A 25,326-nucleotide genomic window follows, 5' to 3' on the forward strand; every position below is an offset into this window, starting at 1 on the left:
TTACATCTTTTCAGGGGCAGAAACCCCCAACAGACTGAGTCCGTTGCGCAGCACCTGACGGGTGGCAATGATGAGTTGCAGCCGCGCATCTCTGATCGATATATCATCTATCAGGAACTTGTGTGCGTTGTAGTAGGTATGGAAATCGGTGGCCAGTTGACGCAGATAGTGGGTTAACTGATGTGGCTCCTCATTCAGTGCCGATATCTCCACAGCTTCAGGGTATTTTGCCAGGTTTGTCAGCAGGGCCTGCTCCTGGGATTCTGTTAAGCAGGCGTAGTCGACTGTGCCTGGATCGCTGGCAATGGTGATCTGCTGCTCAGCGGCCATCTGTAGCACACTGCAGATGCGGGCATGGGCATATTGTACATAGTAGACCGGGTTGTCATTGGACTGGGACTTCGCCAGGTCCAGGTCAAAGTCCATGTGTTGTTCACATTTACGCATCACGTAGAAAAAGCGGGCGGCATCAGCGCCTACCTCTTTACGCAGCTCCCTCAGAGTGACGAATTCACCGGAGCGGGTGGACATTTGAGCCTTTTCACCACCGCGGTAGAGAATCGCAAACTGAACCAGCAATACATCGAGTTTATCTGCGTCTTCTCCCAAGGCCTTCAATGCTGCCTTGACCCGGGGTACGTAACCGTGGTGATCAGCACCCCAGACATCGATAACCCGTTCGAAACCGCGCTGAAGTTTATCCAGGTGGTAGGCGATGTCGGATGCGAAGTAGGTGGTTTGGCCGTTGTCGCGCACCACGACCCGATCTTTCTCATCACCAAAATCGGTGGAGCGGAACCAGAGTGCCCCCTCCTTTTCGTAGAGATGGTCGCTGTTGCGCAGGCGCTCAATGACCTGGTTGACTGCACCAGACTCCATCAGGCTGCGTTCTGAATACCACTCTTCATAGTTGACCCCAAACTGGGAGAGGTCGTCTCGAATGTCATCTAGTATGGTGTTGAGGCCCAATTCAAAGACGAAGCGGTAACGATTGTCGCCCAGCACTCTCTTCGCCTGGTTGATCAAGGCATCAATGTGGAGCTCTTTATCGCCACCATCGGGCTCGTCTGCAGGCACCCCCTCAAACAGGGTTGCGGCATCAATTTTGTAGGTCTCCCCATGATCCCGGTGCAATGTGGCTGCGATGTCCCAAACATAATCGCCTTTGTAGCCATTTACAGGGAAGGTCAGTGTTTCATCGCACAGTTCCAGATAGCGCATCCACACAGAGGCGGCGAGAATGTCCATCTGTCGTCCGGCATCATTGACGTAATATTCCCGATGTACTTCATATCCAATCGCCTCAAGCAGGTCGGCGACGACCGAGCCGTAGGCTGCCCCCCGGCCATGGCCAACATGCAGCGGACCAGTCGGGTTCGCTGATACATATTCAACCTGTACTTTTTTGCCGGCTCCCAATTCACTGCGGCCATAGTGGTGGCCCTGCTTGATAACAGATGGGATCAGGCTGTTGTAAGCGCTGGGTGAGAGGGTGAAATTGATGAATCCCGGGCCAGCGATGTCACACTTCTCAACAATATCGGATGTGGGCAGTGAATCGACTATTGCCTGGGCCAGTTCTCGAGGGTTTTTTCTGGCCAGCTTGGACAAAACCAGGGCAGCATTGGTCGCAAAATCACCATGTTTGCTATCTTTTGTCCGCTCAATTTTAGGTATTGCCAGGTTGTCTGACGGGATAATGCCTTCTGCGACGAGATGTTGCAGCGCAGAAACTACCAGTTGTTCGATTTGCTTCTTCATTTCTGTTGCCGATTAAACCACTCTGAGAGGCCGGCAAGGATACCAGGAATTACGCATTACGTGGGAGATTCAGCACAATTTGTTTCATTTCGTGACCCTGTTGATAGCTGCGTCTGTGGGGGCAAGATTTCACCTCAGGATCAAATGCGGGTCAGAAAGGGTTCATCCTCATGTCATACGTTAGTCATCTTGGCTTTCTACACTTTATTGGTATAAAAACAGCAAGGATAAAAAGATGCCAGTTGAGAAAAGATACAGTAAGCGCTATCCGATGGATGGTGATGTCTACATCCGCTACCGTAAACAGCGCTTATTTCCCGCCAGGGCAGAGAATTGCTCTGTGCAGGGTATGTTCCTGCAGACAGAGAGTTTAACCCTGCTGACAGGTTCATTGGTCGAACTGGAACTGTTTCGCCATGGACGACATTGGTCCATTATGGGGGTTGTTACACACTCCCATCAGGGCGGTGTGGGTGTGATGTTCTGGAAACCACAGTCTGAACTTTATGAATCAGTCATTGCGGATGCCTCAAGTCGCAGAAGAGTAGAGGCAGTTTCCAGCCCTGTTGCTATGGAAGTTCATCCTTAAGTTTCACATTTAAGCCAATCTATGGAATCAGTAAATGGATTTAGCCGAGTTATGTCGTTGATCTTCACCGGCCCCCTAAAACAGCATTCTGTTGTCATCTCCATGTAACAAACCTCCTGTTTAATAATGCGCTGATTTTGCAAAATATGGACATGGAGATGACAATCCCCCGAATACTTGCAGTCGACGACGAGCCGGCCGTTGGCGAGATGTTGCGTTTCATCCTCGAGCAGGATGGTTTTCAAGCCGATTTCGCTGAAGATGCGACTCAGGCAATCAGTCAAATCAACAAATCACGCCCCGACCTTATCCTGCTGGATTGGATGCTGCCGGGTATGAGCGGTATCGAATTAGCTGGTCGTCTTAAGAAAGACAGTAAGACCGAGTCTATTCCCATCATCATGCTAACTGCAAAGGGTGAGGAGAACGACAAAGTCCGTGGATTGGATATTGGTGCCGAGGATTATGTTACCAAGCCCTTTTCCGCTCGGGAGCTACTGGCCAGGATTCGTTCAATATTAAGACGGGTTTCACCCTTGTTGGCCGGAGAAATATTAGGTTGCGGCGGCTTGCAACTCGATCCGGTCAGTCATCGGGTAACTTCAGATGAAGAGGTGATTGAGCTGGGACCGACTGAATTCCGTCTGTTGCACTACTTTATGACTCACCGGGAGCGTGTCTTTTCCCGCAGTCAGTTGCTCGACCGGGTTTGGGGTACCAATGTCTATATAGAAGAGCGCACTGTGGATGTACATATTCGTCGTTTGCGCAAAGCCCTTGAACCTTCCAGCAAAGACAAACTGCTGCAGACTGTTCGCGGGGCGGGATACCGCTTCTCAGACAAGCTCTGATCGTATGTTTCAGAGCGGATTGGTACGCTAAGTTTATCTACCTGCTGTCCTCCTGTTCAGGAGGCGGTAGTACGTTTTAGTGTAATAAAACTGTCATCTAATTCTCATCCAGTATTCATCTTTTCCGCCTATCCTCTGCACACCTGATTAAGACGTCTCGCCACACTGTTGGCTACATTCTCGAAGGAGAGAAAAACTATGAAGAAGCTGATTTCAGCAGCGGTCGCACTCTCGCTGACCGGTTTTGTGAGCATGGCCTCCGCCCGCGACTACATAAGTGTAGTTGGTTCCTCGACCGTATATCCTTTTGCTACCGTGGTTGCTGAGCAGTTCGGCAAAACCACCAAATTCAAAACCCCAAAGATCGAATCTACCGGTTCTGGTGGTGGTTTGAAATTGTTCTGCGCAGGTGTTGGCGTAGAGCATCCTGATATCACCAATGCTTCCCGTCGCATCAAGAGCTCTGAAGTAGAGCGCTGCGCAGGCAACGGCATAAACGATATCATCGAAGTTAAGGTCGGTTACGACGGCATCGCTCTGGCCAACTCCAAGAAGGCCCCGCTGTTCAAAGTAACCCGTAAGGACATCTTCCTGGCCCTGGCTAAGCAAGTTCCAGATCCTAAAGATCCTACCAGCGGCAAGCTGGTTGCCAACCCTTACAACACTTGGAAAGAGGTCAACAAGGATCTGCCTGATATGGCGATCGAAGTACTGGGTCCTCCTCCAACATCCGGTACCCGTGACGCTTTCGCTGAGCTGGCACTAGAAGGTGGCTGTAAAAAGGTCGATTGGATCAAAGCCATGAAGAAAAAGGACAAAAAGGCTTACAAGTCACTTTGCCATACTGTTCGTGAAGACGGCAAATACATCGAAGCTGGCGAGAACGACAACCTGATCGTGCAGAAACTGGAAGCCAACAAAGGCGCACTGGGTGTGTTCGGTTACAGCTTCCTGGATCAGAACTCCGACAAGGTACAGGGTTCTCTGATCGACGGCGTTGCCCCGACTTTCGAACTGATTGCTGATGGCAGCTACCCAGTCTCTCGTCCGCTCTACTTCTACGTGAAGAAAGCACACATGGGCAAAATCCCTGGCATCGTTGAGTATCTGGCTGAGTTCAGCAGCGACAAAGCCTGGGGTGAAGAGGGTTATCTGGCTGACAAGGGCCTGATCCCAATGCCTACCGAAGAGCGCAAAGCGTTCAAGAGCGACATCGAAGCTATGAAGCCTCTGAAGCTCTAATTTACTGACGCTTTGGCTGCAAGGAGCGGCTACTTGTTTAACAGCAAGTAGCCGTTTTTTTCTGGGTAGAGAAGAAAGATGCATACATCGACACTGATTATTATGTTGCTAGGCCTGATGTCATTGGCCTACTACTTTGGACGTAAACGTTCTCTCACTCTTGTTGGGGGAAGAGTACGTGATCTTCATTCTCTACCCTCTTACTATGGAATGCAGACCGCTATGTGGTGCGGTATTCCGGCTTTGATCCTACTATCTCTCTGGATCTCATTTGAAGAGACAGTGGTCACCGGAATGGTGGTGGAATCGCTTCCACAGGAGGTGCAGGAGCTGCCTCCCGAACGTCTCAATCTGGTGCTTAACGACGTTCGTAATCTCTCTCAGGGTGATATCGTCTCCTCGACAGTGGATCAGACCATGCAGCAGGCGGCAGACCACTATAGCAGCCTGATGGATATCAGCCACATGGCGCTATTCGTTGTGGCGCTGAGCGTCGCTATCCTGGCCGGCCTCTGGGCTCAGCGCACTATTACCCGTGAGCAGAGGGCGCGAAACCGGGTTGAAAAAGCGATTAACTTCTTTCTGCTCTCAAGTTCAACACTGGCGATCTTCACCACGATAGGTATCGTGTTGTCGGTACTGTTTGAATCAGTCAGATTCTTTCAACAGATCCCAGTCACAGAATTTCTGTTCGGTTTGGAGTGGTCACCCCAAACCGCCATTCGGCCTGATCAGGTGGGTTCATCCGGTGTATTCGGATCGATTCCCCTGTTTGCGGGCACAATGTTGATTACCCTGATTGCAATGGTTGTCGCCGTACCTATCGGCTTGATGTCTGCAATCTACATGGCCGAGTATGCGAGTAAAAGTTTCCGTACCCTGGCAAAGCCGGTATTGGAGGTTTTGGCAGGTATTCCCACAGTGGTTTATGGATTCTTCGCCGCACTTACCGTGGCCCCCTTCTTCCGAGATCTTGGTACCGACATTGGATTGACCGTCTCCTCTGAATCGGCACTGGCCGCCGGAGTGGTGATGGGCATCATGATAATTCCCTTTGTCTCATCCCTCTCTGACGATGTCATAAACGCGGTACCTCAGGCGATGCGCGACGGCGCGTACGGATTGGGCGCCACCCGTTCTGAAACTATCCGCAACGTGATCATACCTGCGGCACTCCCTGGTATCGTCGGTGGTGTGCTGTTGGCCGTTTCCCGTGCTATCGGTGAGACCATGATTGTGGTGATGGCCGCCGGCCTCTCTGCCAACCTCACAGCGAACCCTCTGGAAGCAGTAACCACAGTTACCGTTCAGATCGTCACCTTGCTGGTAGGGGATCAGGAATTCGATAGTGCCAAGACCCTGGCTGCGTTTGCCCTGGCGCTGGTGCTGTTTGTCATCACTCTAGCGCTCAACATGATCGCACTGCACATCGTTCGCAAGTATCGGGAACAGTATGAATAATCAGCAGCAACAACATGATAGGACCATGGACAGGGTTCAAAAGGGGCTGGATCGCCGTTATCGCAAGGAGAGACACTTTCGCTGGCTTGGACTGGGCGCGATCATGCTCGGTCTCTTGTTTGTATCGTTTCTCTTCATCACAATTTTTTCGAACGGTTATACCGCTTTTCAGCAGACCTATGTGAAGCTGGATGTGTTTTATGATCCGGAGCTGATTGCCCCGGTTGGTGAGACCGATCAAGATGTGCTTTCGGGGGCAAACTACGGTGGTGTGATCAAGGCCACGATGCGTCAGATGTTTCCTGATGTGAACAACCGTCGTGAGAAAAAAGTTCTCTATGGACTGATCAGTACCGGCGCCTCTTATGTACTCAGAGACAGGGTGATGAGCAATCCCGAGCTGATCGGCACTAAAGGTGAGCTCTGGGTGGCGGCCGATGACGATGTGGATATGTTGATTAAAGGACATATCGACCTGCTGCTTCCAGAGAGCGATCGGCGTATCAAGGACAATCAGCTTGCCTGGATCCATGAGCTGCAAGAGCAGAATCGTGTAGAGAAGCGTTTCAATACTACCTTCTTCACTGCCGGTGACTCCAGAGAGCCGGAGCTGTCAGGTATCAAAGGTGCCGCATTCGGTTCCTTCTTCACTTTGATCATATGTCTGTCAATCGCATTTCCCGTTGGTGTTGCCGCGGCGGTTTACCTTGAGGAGTTTGCTCCCAGGAACCGTTGGACTGATCTGATAGAGGTGAACATCAATAATCTGGCAGCTGTACCTTCAATCGTATTCGGTCTGTTAGGTCTGGCAGTATTCATCAACTTTTTCGGCCTCCCGAGATCGGTACCGGTAGTTGGTGGACTTGTGCTGGCATTGATGACGCTGCCCACGATCATTATTGCCAGTCGTGCTGCACTGAAGTCTGTTCCTCCCTCAATTCGGGAAGCTGCACTGGGTATAGGTGCTTCACCGATGCAGACCGTTACACATCATGTTGTGCCATTGGCGATGCCGGGTATGTTGACCGGTACCATAATCGGCATGGCGCAAGCATTGGGTGAAACGGCACCGTTGTTGATGATCGGTATGGTGGCCTTCATCGTCGATATTCCGGGTAGCGTGATGGATCCCTCGGCTGTGTTGCCTGTGCAGATCTATCTGTGGGCAGACAGTCCGGAACGGGCGTTTGTAGAGCGTACATCTGCGGCAATTATGGTACTGCTGGCCTTTCTCATCAGCATGAATCTGCTGGCGGTATGGCTGAGAAAGAAATTTGAACGTCGCTGGTAAGCCGGCGTAAGTGAGGACACTGTGGAACAAGTTATGAATGATACAAGTGCCGCCAATGCTGGTGTGAAGACTGGTGCCGTTGCTGCGGTAACTGAGAATACAAGCAACGAAGGAACTGTTGGCGAGATCTATGTCGAAGACCCGCGGATGACCTGTCGTAATGTGAACGTCTACTACGGCGAGAAGCAGGCCATTTTTGATGTCAGTCTGGATATAGGTAAAAACCAGGTGATATCGATGATTGGTCCATCAGGTTGTGGTAAGTCGACCTTCCTGCGCTGCCTCAATCGTATGAATGACACCATCGATATCTGTCGGGTGACCGGTTCGATTAAAATGGATGAGATGGATATCTATGACGGTGGATTGGATGTGGTGCCACTGCGGGCCAGTGTTGGCATGGTGTTCCAGAAACCCAACCCATTTCCGAAATCGATCTATGACAACATTGCCTACGGTCCCAGAATTCACGGACTGAGTGATGACAAGCCGCACCTGGATTCTATTGTAGAGCACTCACTGCAGAAAGCGGGTCTCTGGGAAGAGGTAAAGGATCGTCTCGATCAACCGGGTACTGGTCTATCCGGTGGGCAGCAGCAAAGACTCTGTATCGCACGTGCGATTGCGGTCAGTCCTGAGGTTATCCTGATGGATGAACCCTGCTCAGCGCTTGATCCCATCGCGACAGCTAAGATCGAAGAGTTGATCGATGAGTTGCGTGAGAACTTCACCATCGCCATCGTTACCCACTCCATGCAGCAGGCCGCCCGTGTCAGTCAACGCACTGCCTACTTCCATCTGGGTAAACTGATCGAGGTTGGCGAAACCGATCAGATCTTTACTTCACCGCGACACAAACTGACTGAAGACTACATCACTGGCCGATTTGGCTAATACCAGGGTTGATCTGTAATGAATGAGATGACAAACGGACATATCGTAAAGGCCTATAGCACTGAGCTGAAGCATCTGAACAAGCTGGTTCTGGATATAGGTAACCTGGGTCAGGATCAGTTACGCAGAGCGATCCAGACATTGAAGGATGAGGATCCAAAAGCTGCGGGTCAGGTGATTGATCGTGATCGCAAGCTTAATGAGATCGATGTTCAAGCTGATGAAGAGATCATTCGTCTGATCGCCAAACGTCAACCGATGGCCAAGGATCTGCGGGATATTCTCACGGTGCAAAAAACCGTGGCAGATCTGGAACGAGTGGGTGATGAAGCAAGAAAGATCGCCAATCTTACCATCCACTTTTATGACAACGGTAAAAATCCACCCAACAAAGAGATTCTGCACGATATCTATGATATGGCAGAGTTTGTTGATGAGATGCTGGGCATCTCTCTGCAGGCCTTCATCGAGCTCGATCTGGACAAGGCGTTGGAAGTGATTCAGATGGATAAGAAACTCTACGAAGATTTCAGGGGAAGTCTGCGTCGCCTCTCAACCTTCATCATGGAAGACTCCCGCAATGTTGGCTCTGTTGTTGATATTGTTCTGGCACTTCGTGCCCTGGAGCGTATCGGTGGACATGCTAAGAATATCGGTGGTTTTGTGATCTTTCTGGTTACCGGGAAGGATGTACGTCACGAAGATATTCAGGCGATCTCAGATGAGATTCAAGCCGCTCGGTTGTAAGTTCCCTGATTGAGTTTCAATAGCCATTTAAGATGGGTAATCCTTCTCATCCATGAAAATTGTGCGGATAATCTAAGCTAAATAAAATGAGATTAGCAATCAATATAAGTAAATGACGTTGAAATAAATGGCGCTGCTCTGCACCATCTTTTAGGGAAACTGGATTACTAAATTGATATTGGTGTGTTGAAGATTCTTTTAAGTCTGCAGGCAGGCACACTTCGGCCTGTCTTTTAAAAAATCATATTGTTAGGGGTTTCAAGTCTGAAGACGACATACTTAGTCGCCGGGTTAATAGTAGTGGTTTAAAGCATCTCTTGTGGATCAACGTCCACGGACCAGCGAACCCTGCGGGCATGGGATAGATCTCCAAACAGATGGATAGCCTCAGAAAGCCAGCGATGCAGTGGTTGTCGTTGTGCTGACTGAATCAGCAGATGGGCTCTGGTTTTGCCTGCACGTCTCTCCATTGGTGCTGGCACCGGTCCCCAAAACTCAAGTGTTGCGGCGCTGGGTAGTTGTTGGCAGGTCTGTAACAACTCCTTTAGAAACAGCTCTGGAGAGTCTTGCCGGTTTGAATCGGCACGAATCAGGATCTGATGGGTGAAAGGCGGTAGCATGGCCAACGCCCTCTCCTCTAGCGCCTCCTTGGCAAAACCGGGGTAACCCTGTTGAATCAGCAGTTGCATCAAGGGGTGGTCGGAGTGGCGGGTCTGGATCAAAACCTTACCAGGTCGTTCGGCTCTTCCTGCTCTACCGGCAACTTGCAGAATCAATTGCGCCATCCGTTCTCCAGCTCTGAAGTCTGCCCCAAACAGACCCTGATCAACATCCAGAATAGCAACCAGGGTAACCGCCGGAAAATGGTGCCCTTTTGCCAGCATTTGTGTGCCAATCAGTAACGGAGTTTTCCCTGTATGAATCTCTGCCAGCAACTTCTCCAGCGCCCCTTTTCGACTTGTCGAGTCGCGGTCGATACGGGCCAGCCCGGTACCCGGAAAGAGCTTCTGCAGGGTCTCTTCAACCCGCTCTGTACCCTGGCCAACAGGGCGTAGATCTGGACTGCCACAGCTGGGACATTGTGCAGGTACCCTTTGTTGATGACCGCAATGGTGACACCAGAGCAGGTGTTGATGTCGATGATGCGTCATACGGGCATCGCATCGTGGGCAGTCGGTCAGCCAGCCGCAGGCATGACAGGTCAGCATCGGCGCATAACCGCGACGATTCAGAAACAGTATCGCTTGTTCGCCCGCATCCAGCGTCTGTTTGAGTTGCTTGATCAGGGCAGGGGAGAGACCACCTTTAATCGGCGCATCGCGAATATCGATCAGTTGCAGTTTCGGTAGGCTTGCGTTGGCTGCTCGATGGGGTAGTTCCAGCTGATGGTAGCGCCCCTCTTGAACATTTCTCAATGATTCCAGGGAAGGGGTGGCAGAGCCGAGGAGTACAGGGCAGCCGGTCTGCTGGGCGCGAACCAGGGAGAGATCTCTGGCGGAGTAACGAAACCCCTCCTGTTGTTTGTAGGAGAGGTCGTGCTCTTCATCAACAATAATAAGCCCCAATCTGGGTAGTGGTGTGAATATCGCCGATCGGGTGCCGATCAATACCCGTTGCTGGGCCTGTCGCATTGCGTGCCATACTTTTTCACGCTCACCATCAGCCAGCCCAGAGTGCATAACGGCCACTTCGTGACCAATTCGTTGACGAAATCTTTGCAGTAGCTGTGGGGTGAGGCCGATCTCAGGAACCAGAATCAAGGTTTGTCTGTCTTTGGCCAGAACAGATTCAACAAGGTGTAGATAGACCTCTGTCTTGCCACTACCGGTAACACCATTCAGAAGAAAGGCATGGAAGCCATCCAGTTTTTTGCGGACGGACTCAACGGCATTTGACTGTTGAGGGTTCAGTTGAAAGCCTTCAATTGCCGCAACTGGTGTTGGGGGCGGGTTGCAAGGTGTAGCTAACCCCTTTTCCTGTAACGCACGGAGTACTGATGGGGTTGCGCCAAAGTCTGTTACGAGTTGGCTTTTTAGTAAGCCGTCTGGGTGTTGTTGCAGTGCTTCAATCAAAGATTGCTGCTTGGGTGCCCTTGATAGGCTCTCAGGTTGCAGCTTCTGACCAGCTTCGGTTAAACGCAATCCCGTTGGTTTTGTCTCTCCCTGGGTGAGTTTTTTTCTCAGGTTGACCGGTAGGGCGTGAAATATCACATCACCCAATGGATGTTCATAATATTCAGAGGCCCAGCGCAACAAGCGCAGATCAGCGGGCTGGAGTAGTGGGATTGGGTCGAGTTGGCTGATAGCCCGTTTCAGTTTAGTGGTTGGTAGTGTGCTTTTGTCGGTGAGTGCGATCAGAACTCCGACTCGACTGCTGCGCCCGAACGGTACCTGGAAACGACATCCGGGGAGCGGGGAAGTGGCTTGATCTTTGGGCGGTAAGTAGTCAAAACAACCGCGAAGTGGCCCAGCGAGAGCGATCTGAAGAATGGGATCCGAATCCATGGCGAGACTCTATCATGTTGCCGCTGGCTAGGCGCCAAAATCTCTACAGTCAGAGGCCACTTTTTTTTCCACAAGAGCTGTGGATAACTTTGTGGACATTTATGGTATAGAAGTGCCAAAGCCTTGTGTTTATTGGTTTCCTGTTAATTTGACTATTTTTTTGTCAGTTTGGCTAACACTATAATTAACAAGCAGTTATAGTATATTAACCACTTCTAATAGTAATGAAATTCGTATAGTGAATAATGTTGCGATGCAATATCAGCAGTATGTGAATAAATCCGGGTAGTTGTGGGCTCTATATAGTGCCGATTGTAGGCATCGGAAAGGGGTTATCCATGAATCAGTGGCAAATTATCGCGCAGCACATCTCTCAATCTATTGGTGCACCCTTTAATCCTTTGGAGCCAAAATCTATCGGCGGTGGTTGTATCAATATTGGGGTTCGCCTGACCGATGGCGAGAAGACATTTTTTGTCAAACTTAACCAGTCGGCTCTGCTGGATATGTTTGAAGCAGAATCTGAAGGGCTAAAAGCGCTCTCTGATACCCTGACCATAAGGGTACCTAAACCGATCTGTAGTGGGCTTTGTGGTGATCAATCCTACTTGGCAATGGAGTTTATAGAGTTTGAGCATGGCAGTAGAGAGGGGCCTGAACTTGCAGGCCGACAGCTTGCGGAGATGCATAAGATCAGTCAGCCACACTTTGGCTGGCATCGGGACAATACCATCGGCTCGACGCCGCAACCGAACCGGATAAATGAGAATTGGGTGAAATTCTGGCGTGATCAGCGTCTGGGGTTTCAACTGAAATTGGCAGCCAGTAATGGTTTTTCGGGCAATCTACAGCGGAAAGGGGAACGATTGTTGGAAGGGTTTCAGCTGTTGTTGGAGCATCAGCCGGCACCCTCCTTGCTGCATGGGGATTTGTGGGGTGGAAATCTCGCCTATGATCGATCTGGGCAGCCGGTGATTTACGACCCGGCTGTCTACTGTGGTGACCGGGAAGCTGATCTGGCGATGACTGAGCTGTTTGGTGGATTCGGAAACCGCTTTTATGACGCCTACCGGGAGAGCTGGCCACTCTCGCCGGGATATTCAACACGAAAGGTTCTTTATAACCTCTACCACATACTCAACCACCTCAATCTTTTTGGCGGTGGGTATCTTGGTCAGGCTGAAGGGATGATCGAACGCCTGTTGGCAGAAGTGTAGGGTACGCACCACACACTCTGAAATGTAGCCTGGATGGAGTGCAACGGAATCCAGGAAGGTTGGAGCGCGATTCCCCCCGGATTCCGTTGCACTCCATCCAGGCTACGGACTGAGTTGGTCAATCTCCGGGATATTCGGCAGGTAAGGTTCTCTATAACCTCAACCACCTTAATCTGTTTGGTGGAGGATATCTTGGTCAGGCTGAAGGGATGATCGAACGCCTGCTGGCAGAAGTGTAGGGACCGCACCACACACTCTGTAATGTAGCCTGGATGGAGTGCAGCGGAATCCAGGAAGGCTGGAGCGCGATTCCCCCGGATTCCGTTGCACTCCATCCAGGCTACGGACTGAGTTGGTCAATCTCCGGGATATTCGGCAGGTAAGGTTCTCTATAACCTCTACCACCTTAATCTGTTTGGTTGAGGTTATCTCGGTTAGGCTGAAGGGATGATCGAACGCCTGCTGGCGGAAGTGTAGGGACCGCACCACACACTCTGAAATGTAGCCTGGATGGAGTGCAACGGAATCCAGGAAGGCTGGAGCGCGATTCCCCCGGATTCCGTTACACTCCATCCAGGCTACGGATTATGGAGGGTGAATTCCAAAGAGCTACCCAGATTACGCATACTGGAATCATATTCAAGAAGTGCAGGGCACTTCTCCTGAGGCATCACAGACTACGGATTCAGGCAGCAATCAGAGAATCTCTCTCAAAACCTCGAGTAACCGTTGATTCTCATCCGGCGTACCGACAGTAATACGCAGGTAGTCCTGAATGCGGGGTTGTTTAAAGTGGCGCACAATGACGCCCTGCTCACGCAATTTTGTTGAGAGGGTCTGAGCCACTTGCTCTGGATGGGTGGCAAAAACAAAATTCGCTGCGGAGGGGAGTACCTTGAAGCCCAGTCCAGTAAGTTCATCGCTCAAGGCTTCCCGTGAACTGATTATCTGTTGGCGGATCTGTTGAAAATATTTCTCATCCTGGAAAGAGGCGATGGCTGCCTTTGCCCCTATGCTATCCATCGGGTAAGAGTTGAAACTGTCTTTTACCCTGATCAACCCTTCGATCAAGCCGGCATCCCCCAAGGCAATGCCGATCCGCAACCCGGCCAGTGAGCGGGACTTTGACAATGTCTGAACCACCAGCAGATTGGGGTAGCTGTTAATCAGGCTGACTGCACTCTCTCCACCAAAATCGATGTAGGCCTCATCAACCACTACCGCAGAGTTCTGATTTTTAATCAGTACTCTTTCAATCGCCTCTAATCCCAGCACTCGCCCGGTAGGCGCGTTGGGGTTGGGGAAAATGATGCCGCCGTTCTCCACTGCATACGGTTCCAGATCGAGGGTGAAATCTTCCGCCAGTGGCATGGTCTTGTAGTCGATACCATACAGACCGCAATAGACTGGGTAGAAGCTATAGGTGATCTCAGGAAACAGTAGTGGACGGGGCTGTTGAAACAGAGCAAAAAAAGCGTGTGCAAGTACCTCATCTGAACCGTTACCGATAAACACCTGGTTGGCATTAAGCTGGTAGTAGTCTGCTACAACTTTACGCAATTGTTCTGAATCGGGTTCAGGATAACGTCTGAGATCCTTATTGGCGGCCTCCCGGATCGCTTCGATTACCCGTGGCGAGGGGGCATAGGGATTCTCGTTGGTATTAAGTTTTACCAGGTTGTCGATTTTCGGCTGCTCCCCCGGTATGTAGGGCGAGAGCTTTTCGATCGCCGGGCTCCAAAAGGGGTTCATCAGGATCAGTCCTTGTCTGCTTTGAATCGGTACTCTGCGGATTGGGCATGTGCAGTCAAACCCTCACCTCTTGCCATCACAGATGAAGTTCTTGCCAAACTGTCTGCCCCCTCTGGTGATGCCATGATCAGGCTTGAACGCTTCTGGAAATCATAAACCCCCAAAGGCGAGGAGAAGCGGGCAGTTCTGGATGTGGGCAAGACATGATTGGGGCCTGCACAGTAATCACCCATTGCCTCTGCAGTATGGCGACCCATGAAGATCGCACCGGCGTGGCGTATACGCTCGGCCATCTTTTGTGGTTCGTCGACTGAGAGTTCTAGATGCTCCGGGGCGATGTGGTTGGCGACATCCACAGCTTCATCCATGTCTTTGACTTCGATAAGTGCACCGCGTGTACTCAACGCTGTGGCAATGATCTCCTGCCGCTCCATGGTAGGTAGAAGTTTGTCGATACTGGCCTTTACCTGACGCAGATACTCCCCATCAGGAGATAACAGGATCGACTGCGCATCCTCGTCATGTTCTGCCTGGGAGAAAAGATCCATAGCGATCCAGTCCGGATCGGTTTTTCCATCACAGACGATCAGAATTTCCGATGGCCCAGCTACCATGTCGATACCGACCTGCCCGAAGACTGCACGTTTTGCCGTGGCGACATAGATGTTGCCCGGGCCCACGATCTTATCGACTGGCGGGATGGTTTCTGTGCCATAAGCAAGGGCTGCAACAGCCTGGGCGCCCCCTACTGCAAATACCTTATCGACACCTGAGACATGGGCTGCAGCCAGTACCAACTCATTGAGATCTCCATCTGGTGTGGGCACCACCATGATCAGCTCGGCGACCCCAGCGACTTTGGCGGGGATTGCATTCATCAGCACCGATGAGGGATAAGCTGCTTTACCACCAGGCACATAGAGTCCGACCCGGTCGAGGGGGGTGACCTGTTGTCCCAGAAGAGTGCCGTCTGCTTCAGTATAGGACCAGGAGTCCATCAGTTGACGTTCAGCATAAGCACGAATCCGTTCCGCAGAGAGTTGAAGTGCAGTCTGTTGCTCTTGAGGAATGGTCTCCCAGGCTTGTTCTAAACGGCTGAGGGAAATTTGCAGGCCATCATCCCCGTCTGCTTGCCAGCGGTCGAAGCGCTGGGTGTATTCGAGCAGTGCGGCATTACCCCGTTTGCGGATCTCCTGGATAATCTGATTGACCGTATCATTGACTGCTGTGTCCGAAACCGACTCCCAGGCAAGCAGGGCATCAAGCTGCTGCATGAAGTCACTGTTACTGGTCGAGAGTTGGCGTATTTCACTCATGTTTAGGTTCTCGTATTTGGTGGTCGTACACCTTTGAAGAATGAGAAATTCCGATTTAATAAAAAAACCAGATGGCTGGTAGTTTTAAGGCAATCTGCGAGTCTACTCTTTTACCGCTTCCCGAAAGGCGTCTATCAGCTGCGTGATGAGGGCGTGTTTCATCTTCCAGGACGCTTTGTTGATTACCAGACGGGAGCTGATATCAGCAATATGTTCAAGCGGTACCAATCCATTGGCCTTCAGCGTGTTACCGCTCTCAACCAGGTCGACAATGATATCCGCCAAGCCAACGATTGGGGCCAGTTCCATGGAGCCGTAGAGTTTAATGATCTCAACCTGCTCGCCTTTGGCTGCGAAATAGCGTTGAGCACTCTTCACATATTTAGTAGCGACCCGCAAACGCCCCTTTTGTTCGACAGCATCGGGAAAACCGGCTGTCATCATTCTGCAGCGGGCGATATTCAGATCCAGGGGTTCATATAAGCCTTCACCACCGTGCTCCAGTAAAACATCTTTCCCGGCTATACCGATATCCGCTGCCCCATACTCCACATAGGTGGGAACATCGGTGGCGCGGATAATCACCAGTTTAACCTGCTCGTGATTGGTATTGAGAATCAGCTTTCTGCTTGTTTCCGGGTCATCTGTTGGCTCTATCCCGGCATGGGCCAGTAGTGGCAGGCTCTGGTTAAAGATTCGGCCTTTGGATAGGGCAATTGTAATAGGTGCGTCGAATTTCATGGTTCGCTTCGGCTTAGTCCAGCTTAGGATGTGCAAGGATAACAAATGATGAACGCGAAGGAATAAGAGAAATGGGTTAAATTCCCATAATACTCTCGCACTGCACAGCAATCTGAACAGTCCAGGCTAACCTTTCCACGTTCCAGCTTCTTGATTACGGTTAATGCTTAACTCGGTAGTCGCCGTATCTCTCCACCCAGGCCGGCCAGTTTTTCCTCGATATTCTGATATCCACGGTCGATGTGATAGATCCTGTCGACCAGAGTTTCACCTTCTGCAACCAGGCCAGCAAGAACCAGACTGGCGGATGCACGCAGATCGGTGGCCATTACCGGGGCCCCTGTCAGCTTCTCTATTCCGGTACAGATGGCAGTATTGCCTTCGAGTTTGATTTGAGCCCCCATACGTTGCAACTCGTGCACATGCATGAAACGATTCTCGAAGATGGTTTCGGTGACTATGCCCACCCCTTCCGCCACTGAATTCAAGGCGGTGAACTGGGCCTGCATATCTGTCGGAAAAGCTGGGTAAGGCGCAGTATAGACATCGACAGCTTTGGGGCGATTACCCATCATGTCCAGGCTGATCCAGTCATCCCCTGTCTCGATGGTAGCGCCGGCTTCGCGGAGTTTTTGCAGCACGGAATCTACCAGTTCAGGACGGGTATCGCGAATTTTAATGCTTCCACGTGATATGGCTGCAGCGACCAGGAAGGTGCCGGTTTCGATTCTGTCGGGCAGTACGTTATATTCTGTGCCGCTAAGGGTGTCGACACCCTCGATGGTGATGGTGGGTGTGCCAGCCCCGGTAATCTTCGCGCCCATGGTATTGAGGCACTCGGCGAGGTCTACTACCTCTGGCTCCCGTGCTGCATTTTCAATTATGCTGGTTCCTTTCGCCAGGGCGGCTGCCATCATCAGATTTTCTGTGCCGGTTACAGTCACCATATCCATCACAATGCGGGCGCCATGCAGGCGTTTGCAGCGGGATCTGATATAGCCGTTTTCCACATCGATAGTGGCGCCCATGGCCCTTAAACCCTCTATGTGGAGATTGACCGGTCGTGAACCAATGGCGCAGCCACCGGGCAAGGAGACGTCGGCCTGGCCAAAGCGTGCCAGCATGGGGCCCAAAACCAGGATCGACGCACGCATGGTTTTAACCAGCTCGTAGGGCGCATTGAACTCTTTTATAGTATTGGCATCCACCTCGATGCCCATTTTCTCATCCACCATCAGGCTGACGCCCATGCCACCCAGTAGTTCCATGGTTGTGGTGATGTCCTGCAGGTGCGGCACATTGCCTACCCGCATCGAGCTCTCAGAGAGAAGCGTAGCTGCCAGAATTGGCAGTGCTGCATTCTTAGCGCCAGCGATGCGGACCTCGCCTGATAGGGGTAAACCCCCGCGAATGATCAATTTATCCATGGTTTTTCCGGATGGTCACTTTAAAGTAACGGTATATTGAACCAGTCAGCCTGATTCGTTAGCAGTAAGCGATTGACTCAGTCAAAAACTCTCTAACAGTCCGACAATGGCGCTGGATGACAATAAGCTCACAACGCAAAATGGTGCAGCTTAGAATGCCATCCTCGCCCCGAACCCAGGGATTCTGGTGAAAAAGACTGGAAATGATAACGAAATTGAATAGAAAACGGGAGTATTTGTTAAAAACATCCTGATTACCCCCCCATGCTCAACAAAAGAGTATCAACCTGTATAACCGTAATATGCGGCTAGTGCAGTTGGTGGGGCATGGCCCCACCCTACACTTTATCGACAGGTAGGGTGGGGCCCTGCCCCACCAAATCGCGCTGGAAATGCACAAAACCCCCTGCAACCTTCGTAGATCATTATGGGCACCTCTCTTAACAATCACTGTAGCTGACCTTGGAGGGTAATCAGGAAAAACATTAAATCAGCGTCGGCTAACGGCCTGGTCGATATAATCTTTTATTGCCGCCTGCCCTGCGTCATCAATGCCGGTGAATTCCATTCGGCTCAACCAGTCATTACCCTGTTTTTCGTTATCGAGTATCTTGGCGTAGATATGGCTGCTCTGCTCACTCATCAGTGAGGTGTAGAGGGTGATGCGAATATCAGAAAGGGTTTGCAGTTGAATGGGTAACAGCGCTTGAAGCCCATTGTAGCTCAAGTCGACGGCCCGTCCTGCAAAGCTGGTTGGTGAGACGGATTTTCCATTAAGTGGTTGAAATGATAGGGGGAAGTCGACCTCAATGCGTGGGCTTCGTCGAGACTCGACCCGCGGCACTTCCAGATGTCTGGGGCGACTGGTGGCAAGCAGTTCATACAGGTTGACCGGTACCTGTTTGCCTTTGACTAATACCTGATTCGGTGCAGTACATTCGATATAGTCTTTGGCGAGTTCTCTTGAATGTTCACTCAGCAGAATTTGACCACGAAGGCTATAGGCTTCAATACGTGAGGCAAGATTCACTTCATCACCGATGACGGTATATTCATGGTGCAGTTCCGAGCCGAGATTCCCGGCAACTACATAACCTGTATTGATACCTATACCCATGAACAGGCGTGGATGACCATGTTTTACATTTTCGCTGTTAATGTTCTGCATGCTGCGTTGCATCTCTACAGCACAGGCGATGGCCCGCTCTAGGTCGTCATCCCGTTGTTCGGAAAGTCCAAACAGCGCCATGATGGAGTCACCCATGAATTTATCGATACTGCCACCGAAGCGAAAAATGATCTCGCACATACGGGAGAAATAGAAGTTCAGAATCTCAATTACAATGTCAGGTTGGTAGTGTTCTGATAACGCAGTGAATCCTCGCAGATCCGATAGAAGGATGGTGACCTGTTTTGTCTGAGGTTTCTTTCCGCCCTCCGGGAGATCAAGGGTTTTAATCAGTGCCTGATGCAGACGACTCTTCTGCATTGGCGATAGCTTGGTTTCCAGGACGTCACCGACAGTATCGATAATACGCTCGATCTCTTCGGCTTGTTTCATTGTCTGGCTCCCAGCTTCTCTAAATTGATTAGCCCGGTAATCGCCTTGATGACTGTCATCCGACTGGTGAAAGGTCTGAAGACATTCGATAGTGGGCATGGGCTCCAATTTTCAGTATAGCCAGCGGGAGGTATTCTGGAACCTGTTATTAACCCTTGTGTGGTGCAGTTTATACGTTACACCGCACTAGTCCTGTTCTGGGCTTCAAGGATGCTTCGGCTGAATATGGCTTTTCAGATGCAGGGTTAATGATCTTTAAATGAAACCGAGCTTTTAAACGCTTTCAACTATCCGGGAAGTAGGCAGCAATACACTCCATTGCTGTCTGTATGGATTCTCTATTTATCGAATGCAGGTCGTTCATCGGATACTGCATTCAGGCTGAAGGCGTCGTTACCCCGCCAGCCGCCAATCACAAGTTGGGTGCCTGGTGGTTGTCCGGCGATATTTTGCATCAGATCCTGTGAGTTGCTCAGCTCTGTGTTATTAATGCTGGTGATCACGTCGCCGGGACGTAACCCAGCCTTGCTTGCCGGCCCATCTTCAAGTACTCCGGTCACCAATACCCCATCCTCGATATGCAGACCGAAGGCTTCGGCCAGCTTTTTTGTTACATCCTGACCCTGAATGCCAATCCAGCCCCGTACTACATGACCGGAGCGGATCAGCTGCTGCATGATGCCCTCGGCCAGATCATAGGGGATCGCAAAACCGATGCCGTGAGAACCGCCGGTTTTGGAAAAGATAGCGGTGTTGATGCCAATCAGCTCCCCATGTCCATTCACCAGGGCGCCTCCAGAGTTTCCGGGATTGATGGCAGCATCAGTCTGAATAAAGTTTTCGAAGGTGCTGATACCCAGGCGTGAACGACCTGTTGCGCTGATGATGCCCATAGTGACCGTCTGCCCCACACCGAAAGGGTTGCCAATAGCCAATACCACATCACCCACCTGTTGAGTGCCTGAGTGGCCCACAGGGATAGGCTGCATCGGCTGATCACTGTTGATTTTAAGCACCGCAACATCGGATTCCGCATCACTGCCAACGATACTGACGCTGACGCTCTGGCCATTTGCCAGTACCACTTTGATTTCGTCCGCACCATCGATGACATGGTGGTTTGTCAGAAGATATCCATCTTCAGTGACAATGACTCCGGAGCCAAGGCTGGTGTCGAGGCGCTGGCGGGTCTTTTCCGGGAGTATGCTGCCAAACAGGTGCTGCAATACCGGGTCTTTGAAGCGCATCGCCTGGGATTCAGTAGTGATTTTGGTGGTGAAGATATTGACCACCGCAGGCGCTGCTTTTTGTACCGCTTCGGCATAGGAGACAGGCCCCGCTTCCCGAGGCAGAGCGACTGCAGGTTTTTTATGTTGCTGTAGATATTCTGCGGATTGAGGAGACAACGTTCGCTCGGGCAAGAGGAACAGTACGACAAAGGCTCCAGCCAGACCTGCAGTCAGAGCAGTGAGTAGAAGTGAAAACAGTCTTTGCATGCGCATGAGATGATTTAGTGTGGTACAAAAGGATACTCTACAGACGCCTCTGCACTACATAAAGTAGATAGATTATACCCTTGTGTGATGCCGGAAAATCTCCGTCACAGGTAGCTGAGCGTCATTAGGAATCCCGTTTCAGGTAAACATAACATGATTGACCTATTAACGCTTGAAGACTATTGCAACAAACTACTCTGCGTAGAGGCGTTTGAGGACTATTGCCCAAATGGTATACAGGTAGAAGCCTCGAATGAGGTTCAGAAACTGATGGTTGGGGTGACTGCATGTCAGGCGCTGATTGACGAGGCGGAGCGTTGGGGTGCTGATGCGCTGTTGGTTCATCATGGATACTTCTGGAAAGGAGAGTCTCAGCCACTACGTGGTATCAAAGGGCGTCGGATTGCCACCCTGTTTCGTCAAGGTATCAGCCTGTTGGCCTATCATCTGCCTTTGGATGCTCACGAGATCCATGGTAACAACCGGCAATTGGGGAATTTGCTCGGATTGACACAGGCTGAGCCATCCCAAGCGGGTCATGGTCTTGTTTGGACTGCCACCCTTGCAGAGCCGATTTCACCGCAAACTCTGGGGTCTCAGCTGGCTGATGCGCTGGGTCAAGCACCGCTGCATATCAGCGCTGATCAACAGATGTTAAAGCGTATTGGGTGGTGTACTGGTGCGGCCCAGGGTTATATTGAAGCTGCGGCAGAACTTGGCCTGGATGCTTATATCTCAGGGGAGATATCAGAGCCAACAGTTCATCTTGCCAGGGAGCTGGGTGTCCACTACTATGCTGCAGGTCACCACGCCACTGAGCGATATGGTGTTCAGGCTCTGGCAGAGCATCTATCAGAGTGTTTTGAGATTGAATGTCGTTTTTGTGACATTCAAAACCCTGTTTAGATCCGGCTCACCATATACTGGCAAGAGCATAGGTATTTAATCTTTTTCCATGAGAATGCGCCTTGACCAGCGCGGACACATTGTGGAGAATGCGCGGTTAATTTTCATTGTTTTATGTAAGTATATTCTAATGTCCTGAAAATGTGGGTCGGGAAGAGGTCAGTTTGGCCTTCAAGGCTCACATCAGTATCCGGGGAGTCCATAAAGTTATGAGCGCAGATGGCGTTGATTTAAAGAAGCGGCGTACTCTTACGCTTGCTACCAGTGCGGTCGGGGCGGTTGGTGCCGGTTTCGTGATCTATCCATTCCTGGCGGCCTGGGCCCCCAGTGAAAAGGCTAAAGCGGCTGGAGCGCCGGTTGAAGCCGATATCAGTAAGCTCGAATCCGGGCAGCTGATGAGGGTGAAATGGCGCGGAAAGCCGGTTTGGATCGTCTCTCGTACCGAACAGAATCTTGCAGATCTACCGACACTTGACGGTGACCTGCTCGATCCGATGTCTGAAGATACCGGTCAGCAACCTGATTACTGCAAAAACCCAGTTCGGTCAGTCAAGGAGAAATACCTTGTTGCTGTGGGAATATGCACTCATCTTGGTTGCTCCCCGACATATCGGCCTGAAGTGGCCCCTGAGGATCTCGGTGCCGAATGGAAAGGTGGGTTCTACTGCCCCTGTCACGGTTCAAGATTCGATCTGGCCGGTCGTGTGTATGCTGGTGTGCCTGCACCTAAAAACCTGGAAATTCCTCCCTACCAGTATCTCTCAGAGACAAAGATTCTGGTTGGTGCTGACGGAGGCGCAAGCTCATGAGTATGATGAAAAATTTTATGGGCTGGATAGATGAACGCTATCCGGCTACCAAAGCCTGGAATGAGCATCTCGCTCAATACTACGCCCCGAAGAACTTTAATTTCTGGTACTTCATGGGTTCACTGGCACTGCTGGTTCTGGTGATCCAGATTTTGACCGGTGTCTGGTTGGCGATGAACTATAAGCCTGATGCCGAGCTGGCATTCGGTTCTGTTGAATACATCATGCGTGATGTGGACTGGGGTTGGCTGATTCGCTATATGCATTCAACCGGTGCCTCAGCCTTCTTTATTGTAATCTACCTGCATATGTTCCGTGGCCTGATGTACGGTTCATACCGCAAGCCTCGTGAATTGCTGTGGATTATCGGTGTAATCATCTATCTGGCGATGATGGCGACAGCCTTCTTCGGTTATCTGCTGCCCTGGGGCCAGATGTCCTTTTGGGGTGCTCAGGTAATCGTCAATCTGTTCTCTGCGGTGCCGGTGATAGGCCCTGATCTGGGTGTCTGGGTACGTGGTGACTATGTTATCTCCGACGCGACCCTGAACCGCTTCTTTGCACTCCACTTCCTGTTGCCCTTCGTATTGGCGGCATTGGTGTTTGTTCACATCGTCGCGCTGCATAAGGTTGGTTCCAACAACCCTGATGGCATCGAGATCAAGAAGGGCCCTAAGGGCAACCGCTGGTCTGACAAGGCGCCGGCAGACGGTATCCCTTTCCACCCCTATTACTCGGTGAAGGATATTGCCGGTGTTGCCGGGTTCCTGTTTCTATTTGCGGCAGTCGTCTTTTTTGCTCCGGAGATGGGTGGTTACTTCATTGAGCATCCCAACTTCGAGCCAGCCAACCCGCTGAAGACGCCTGCACACATTGCCCCAGTCTGGTACTTCACCCCTTTCTACGCGATCTTGCGTGCGGTGCCTTCGATTGCTGGTTCAGCATTCCCTGGTGTGGTGGCAATGTTTGCCTCGATTCTGATTATGTTTTTTCTACCCTGGCTCGATCGCAGTCCGGTGAAATCGATTCGCTACAAGGGTGGTCTCACTAAGGTCATGCTTGGGTTGTTTGTCGTCGACTTTATTATGTTGGGTTACCTCGGCACCCAGCCGACTACATGGCTCTATACACTGTTGGCGCAGATTGGTACAGCATACTATTTTGCTTTCTTTTTACTGATGCCCATCTACAGCAAAATGGACAAGACTAAACCAGTACCGGAGAGGGTGACCGAATGAAAAAGCTGATTGTTGCATTCTTATTAGCCGCGGCCCCTATGCTCGGATTGGCAGCTGGTGGCGGTGTTCATCTGGATGACGCTGATATTGACCTGAGTGATCAGGCTTCATTGCAGCGTGGCGCCAAATATTTCATGAACTACTGCCTGAGCTGTCACTCGGCCAAGTACCAACGCTATAACCGTATGGCAAGGGATCTGGGTCTGACTGAGCAGGAAGTTGTGGATAATCTGATGTTCACCACCGATAAAATCGGTCAGACCATGAACATTGCCATGACCTCTGACAAGGCTACTGAGTGGTTCGGTAATCCCCCACCTGATCTGAGTGTTATCGCTCGTGCCCGTGGTGTCGACTGGATCTACACCTATTTGCGTAGCTTCTACCTTGATGAGAAGCGCCCATTTGGTGTTAATAACCGTGTCTTCCCCGATGTAGGTATGCCCAATGTACTATGGCAGTTGCAGGGTGATCAGAAGGCTGTATTCAAGACAGTCAGCCATGACGGTATTGAAACTGAGGTGCTTGATCACTTAGAGCCAGCTAGTGAAGGCGCGATGAGCCCGGAAGAGTTTGATCAGGTTGCCCGTGATCTGACAGCATTCCTCAGCTACATTGGTGAGCCGATTCAGATGGAGAGAAAGCGCCTGGGTGTATGGGTGCTGATGTTCATTGCGGTGTTCTTTGTGTTGGCTTACTTGCTCAAAAAAGAGTACTGGAAAGACGTTCACTAGCACGGTTTAGTGTTTAGCTGACAAAAAGGCGCACAGTTGCGGTATACTGTGCGCCTTTTTTTATGTGAAAACTATCAGTCTGCACTCATATCGTACTTGGATATGGTGTCGGACGTTTTGCAGAGAGGCAATAAATGGCAGCAGTTGCGAATAAACGCTCAGTGATGACCCTCTATTCGGATCCGACAGACCCTTACTGCCATCGGGTCAGGATGGTGCTGGCGGAAAAAAATATCACTTATGAAGTTGAGGATATTGATCCGTTGAATGTGCCTGAAGAGGTCATGGAATTGAACCCTTATGGTACCCTTCCCACCTTGGTGGATCGGGATCTGAAGTTGTACGAATCCCGTATTATCATGGAATATCTGGACGAGCGGTTTCCTCATCCGCCACTGTTACCGGTAGATCCGGTGTCACGCTCTACCTCGCGTTTGCTGATGTATCGTGTTGAAAGCGACTGGTACAGCCTGCTGGATATCATTATGAGTGGCAAGAAGGAGGCGGCGAAAGCCCGCAAGGAACTTCGTGAGAGCCTGATCACTACCGCGCCTGTATTTGGCGCCAAGCCATACTTCATGAGTGATGAGTTTTCACTGGTGGATTGTGCCATTGCCCCCTTGTTATGGCGTCTTCCAGAGCTGGGCATCGAAATTCCTGCCAGCGCTAAAGGCCTCTATGAATACTCCCAACGCCTGTTTGAGAAAGAGTCTTTTATCAAGAGTTTGTCAGAGGCAGAGCAGGAGATGCGCGGGTGAACCTGGATTTCCCACAAATCCATCTTCAACT

General features: G+C 50.9%; 21 protein-coding genes and 1 pseudogene. 14 read left to right on the forward strand and 8 right to left on the reverse strand.

Features of this window, described 5'->3' with window-relative positions; genetic code table 11:
- On the reverse strand, window positions 1-1,761 hold the full coding sequence (gene argS, locus AC4IFB_RS00250) for an arginine--tRNA ligase (RefSeq protein WP_490779041.1): 1,761 nt from the start codon (window positions 1,759-1,761) through the stop codon (window positions 1-3).
- 235 nt (window positions 1,762-1,996) lie between these two features.
- Here argS and AC4IFB_RS00255 point away from each other — a divergent pair, with 235 nt between their 5' ends.
- From AC4IFB_RS00255 to phoU, 7 genes are all read left to right on the forward strand, one after another.
- Complete coding sequence (locus AC4IFB_RS00255) at window positions 1,997-2,350, forward strand: PilZ domain-containing protein (RefSeq protein ID WP_490775908.1); 354 nt, start codon at window positions 1,997-1,999, stop codon at window positions 2,348-2,350.
- 158 nt (window positions 2,351-2,508) lie between these two features.
- Window positions 2,509-3,201 (forward strand): phosphate regulon transcriptional regulator PhoB, encoded by a 693-nt coding sequence (phoB, locus tag AC4IFB_RS00260; protein ID WP_490775907.1) that lies wholly within the window; start codon window positions 2,509-2,511, stop codon window positions 3,199-3,201.
- Between the two features lie 198 nt (window positions 3,202-3,399).
- Complete coding sequence (locus tag AC4IFB_RS00265; RefSeq protein WP_490775906.1) at window positions 3,400-4,443, forward strand: PstS family phosphate ABC transporter substrate-binding protein; 1,044 nt, start codon at window positions 3,400-3,402, stop codon at window positions 4,441-4,443.
- A 78-nt stretch (window positions 4,444-4,521) separates the two neighbouring features.
- Window positions 4,522-5,904 (forward strand): phosphate ABC transporter permease subunit PstC, encoded by a 1,383-nt coding sequence (gene pstC / locus AC4IFB_RS00270; RefSeq protein WP_490779042.1) that lies wholly within the window; start codon window positions 4,522-4,524, stop codon window positions 5,902-5,904.
- Entirely contained in the window at window positions 5,897-7,195 is a 1,299-nt protein-coding gene (gene pstA, locus AC4IFB_RS00275; protein WP_490775904.1) for a phosphate ABC transporter permease PstA, read from the forward strand. The genes pstC and pstA overlap by 8 nt, the downstream gene beginning before the upstream one ends.
- A 33-nt stretch (window positions 7,196-7,228) precedes the next feature.
- Window positions 7,229-8,089, forward strand: a complete 861-nt coding sequence (pstB, locus tag AC4IFB_RS00280; RefSeq protein WP_490775903.1) for a phosphate ABC transporter ATP-binding protein PstB — start codon at window positions 7,229-7,231, stop codon at window positions 8,087-8,089.
- Between the two features lie 18 nt (window positions 8,090-8,107).
- On the forward strand, window positions 8,108-8,836 hold the full coding sequence (phoU, locus tag AC4IFB_RS00285; RefSeq protein ID WP_490775902.1) for a phosphate signaling complex protein PhoU: 729 nt from the start codon (window positions 8,108-8,110) through the stop codon (window positions 8,834-8,836).
- A 305-nt stretch (window positions 8,837-9,141) separates the two neighbouring features.
- Here the strand turns inward: phoU and AC4IFB_RS00290 are convergent, their stop codons facing one another.
- The gene (locus tag AC4IFB_RS00290) at window positions 9,142-11,340 is read right to left on the reverse strand and encodes a primosomal protein N' (RefSeq protein ID WP_490779043.1); all 2,199 of its coding nucleotides are present in this window, start codon (window positions 11,338-11,340) and stop codon (window positions 9,142-9,144) included.
- 338 nt (window positions 11,341-11,678) lie between these two features.
- Here AC4IFB_RS00290 and AC4IFB_RS00295 point away from each other — a divergent pair, with 338 nt between their 5' ends.
- Window positions 11,679-12,557, forward strand: a complete 879-nt coding sequence (locus AC4IFB_RS00295; RefSeq protein ID WP_490779044.1) for a fructosamine kinase family protein — start codon at window positions 11,679-11,681, stop codon at window positions 12,555-12,557.
- A 125-nt stretch (window positions 12,558-12,682) separates the two neighbouring features.
- Window positions 12,683-12,796: pseudogene (locus AC4IFB_RS00300) on the forward strand (fructosamine kinase family protein); the annotation flags it as partial.
- 457 nt (window positions 12,797-13,253) lie between these two features.
- Here the strand turns inward: AC4IFB_RS00300 and hisC are convergent.
- The 6 genes from hisC to AC4IFB_RS00330 form a co-directional block, all read right to left on the reverse strand.
- Window positions 13,254-14,309: a histidinol-phosphate transaminase gene (hisC, locus tag AC4IFB_RS00305; protein ID WP_490775899.1), complete on the reverse strand. Its 1,056-nt coding sequence runs from the start codon at window positions 14,307-14,309 to the stop codon at window positions 13,254-13,256.
- Window positions 14,310-14,314: 5 nt separating this feature from the next.
- Window positions 14,315-15,625 carry a histidinol dehydrogenase gene (gene hisD / locus AC4IFB_RS00310; RefSeq protein WP_490779045.1) on the reverse strand — a complete coding sequence of 437 codons (1,311 nt, stop codon included), beginning with the start codon at window positions 15,623-15,625 and terminating at the stop codon, window positions 14,315-14,317.
- Window positions 15,626-15,727: 102 nt separating this feature from the next.
- Window positions 15,728-16,366 (reverse strand): ATP phosphoribosyltransferase, encoded by a 639-nt coding sequence (gene hisG / locus AC4IFB_RS00315; RefSeq protein WP_490775897.1) that lies wholly within the window; start codon window positions 16,364-16,366, stop codon window positions 15,728-15,730.
- A gap of 167 nt (window positions 16,367-16,533) precedes the next feature.
- Window positions 16,534-17,793 (reverse strand): UDP-N-acetylglucosamine 1-carboxyvinyltransferase, encoded by a 1,260-nt coding sequence (gene murA / locus AC4IFB_RS00320; protein WP_490779046.1) that lies wholly within the window; start codon window positions 17,791-17,793, stop codon window positions 16,534-16,536.
- A gap of 490 nt (window positions 17,794-18,283) precedes the next feature.
- Entirely contained in the window at window positions 18,284-19,354 is a 1,071-nt protein-coding gene (locus tag AC4IFB_RS00325) for an adenylate/guanylate cyclase domain-containing protein (RefSeq protein WP_490779047.1), read from the reverse strand.
- 338 nt (window positions 19,355-19,692) lie between these two features.
- Entirely contained in the window at window positions 19,693-20,856 is a 1,164-nt protein-coding gene (locus tag AC4IFB_RS00330) for a trypsin-like peptidase domain-containing protein (RefSeq protein WP_490779048.1), read from the reverse strand.
- 147 nt (window positions 20,857-21,003) lie between these two features.
- Between AC4IFB_RS00330 and AC4IFB_RS00335 the strand changes: the two genes are divergently transcribed.
- The 5 genes from AC4IFB_RS00335 to sspA all read left to right on the forward strand — a co-directional run bounded on the left by AC4IFB_RS00335 (window position 21,004) and on the right by sspA (window position 25,295).
- Window positions 21,004-21,756, forward strand: a complete 753-nt coding sequence (locus AC4IFB_RS00335; RefSeq protein WP_490779049.1) for a Nif3-like dinuclear metal center hexameric protein — start codon at window positions 21,004-21,006, stop codon at window positions 21,754-21,756.
- A gap of 209 nt (window positions 21,757-21,965) precedes the next feature.
- The gene (petA, locus tag AC4IFB_RS00340; protein WP_490775892.1) at window positions 21,966-22,565 is read left to right on the forward strand and encodes a ubiquinol-cytochrome c reductase iron-sulfur subunit; all 600 of its coding nucleotides are present in this window, start codon (window positions 21,966-21,968) and stop codon (window positions 22,563-22,565) included.
- Window positions 22,562-23,803, forward strand: a complete 1,242-nt coding sequence (locus AC4IFB_RS00345; RefSeq protein WP_490779050.1) for a cytochrome b — start codon at window positions 22,562-22,564, stop codon at window positions 23,801-23,803. Before petA ends, AC4IFB_RS00345 begins: the two co-directional genes overlap by 4 nt.
- Entirely contained in the window at window positions 23,800-24,537 is a 738-nt protein-coding gene (locus AC4IFB_RS00350) for a cytochrome c1 (RefSeq protein WP_490779051.1), read from the forward strand. Before AC4IFB_RS00345 ends, AC4IFB_RS00350 begins: the two co-directional genes overlap by 4 nt.
- Window positions 24,538-24,671: 134 nt before the next feature.
- Complete coding sequence (gene sspA / locus AC4IFB_RS00355; RefSeq protein ID WP_490775889.1) at window positions 24,672-25,295, forward strand: stringent starvation protein SspA; 624 nt, start codon at window positions 24,672-24,674, stop codon at window positions 25,293-25,295.
- The last annotated feature ends 31 nt before the right edge of the window (window positions 25,296-25,326 follow it).

Source organism: Candidatus Thiodiazotropha sp. AKIB8 (assembly GCF_058244675.1).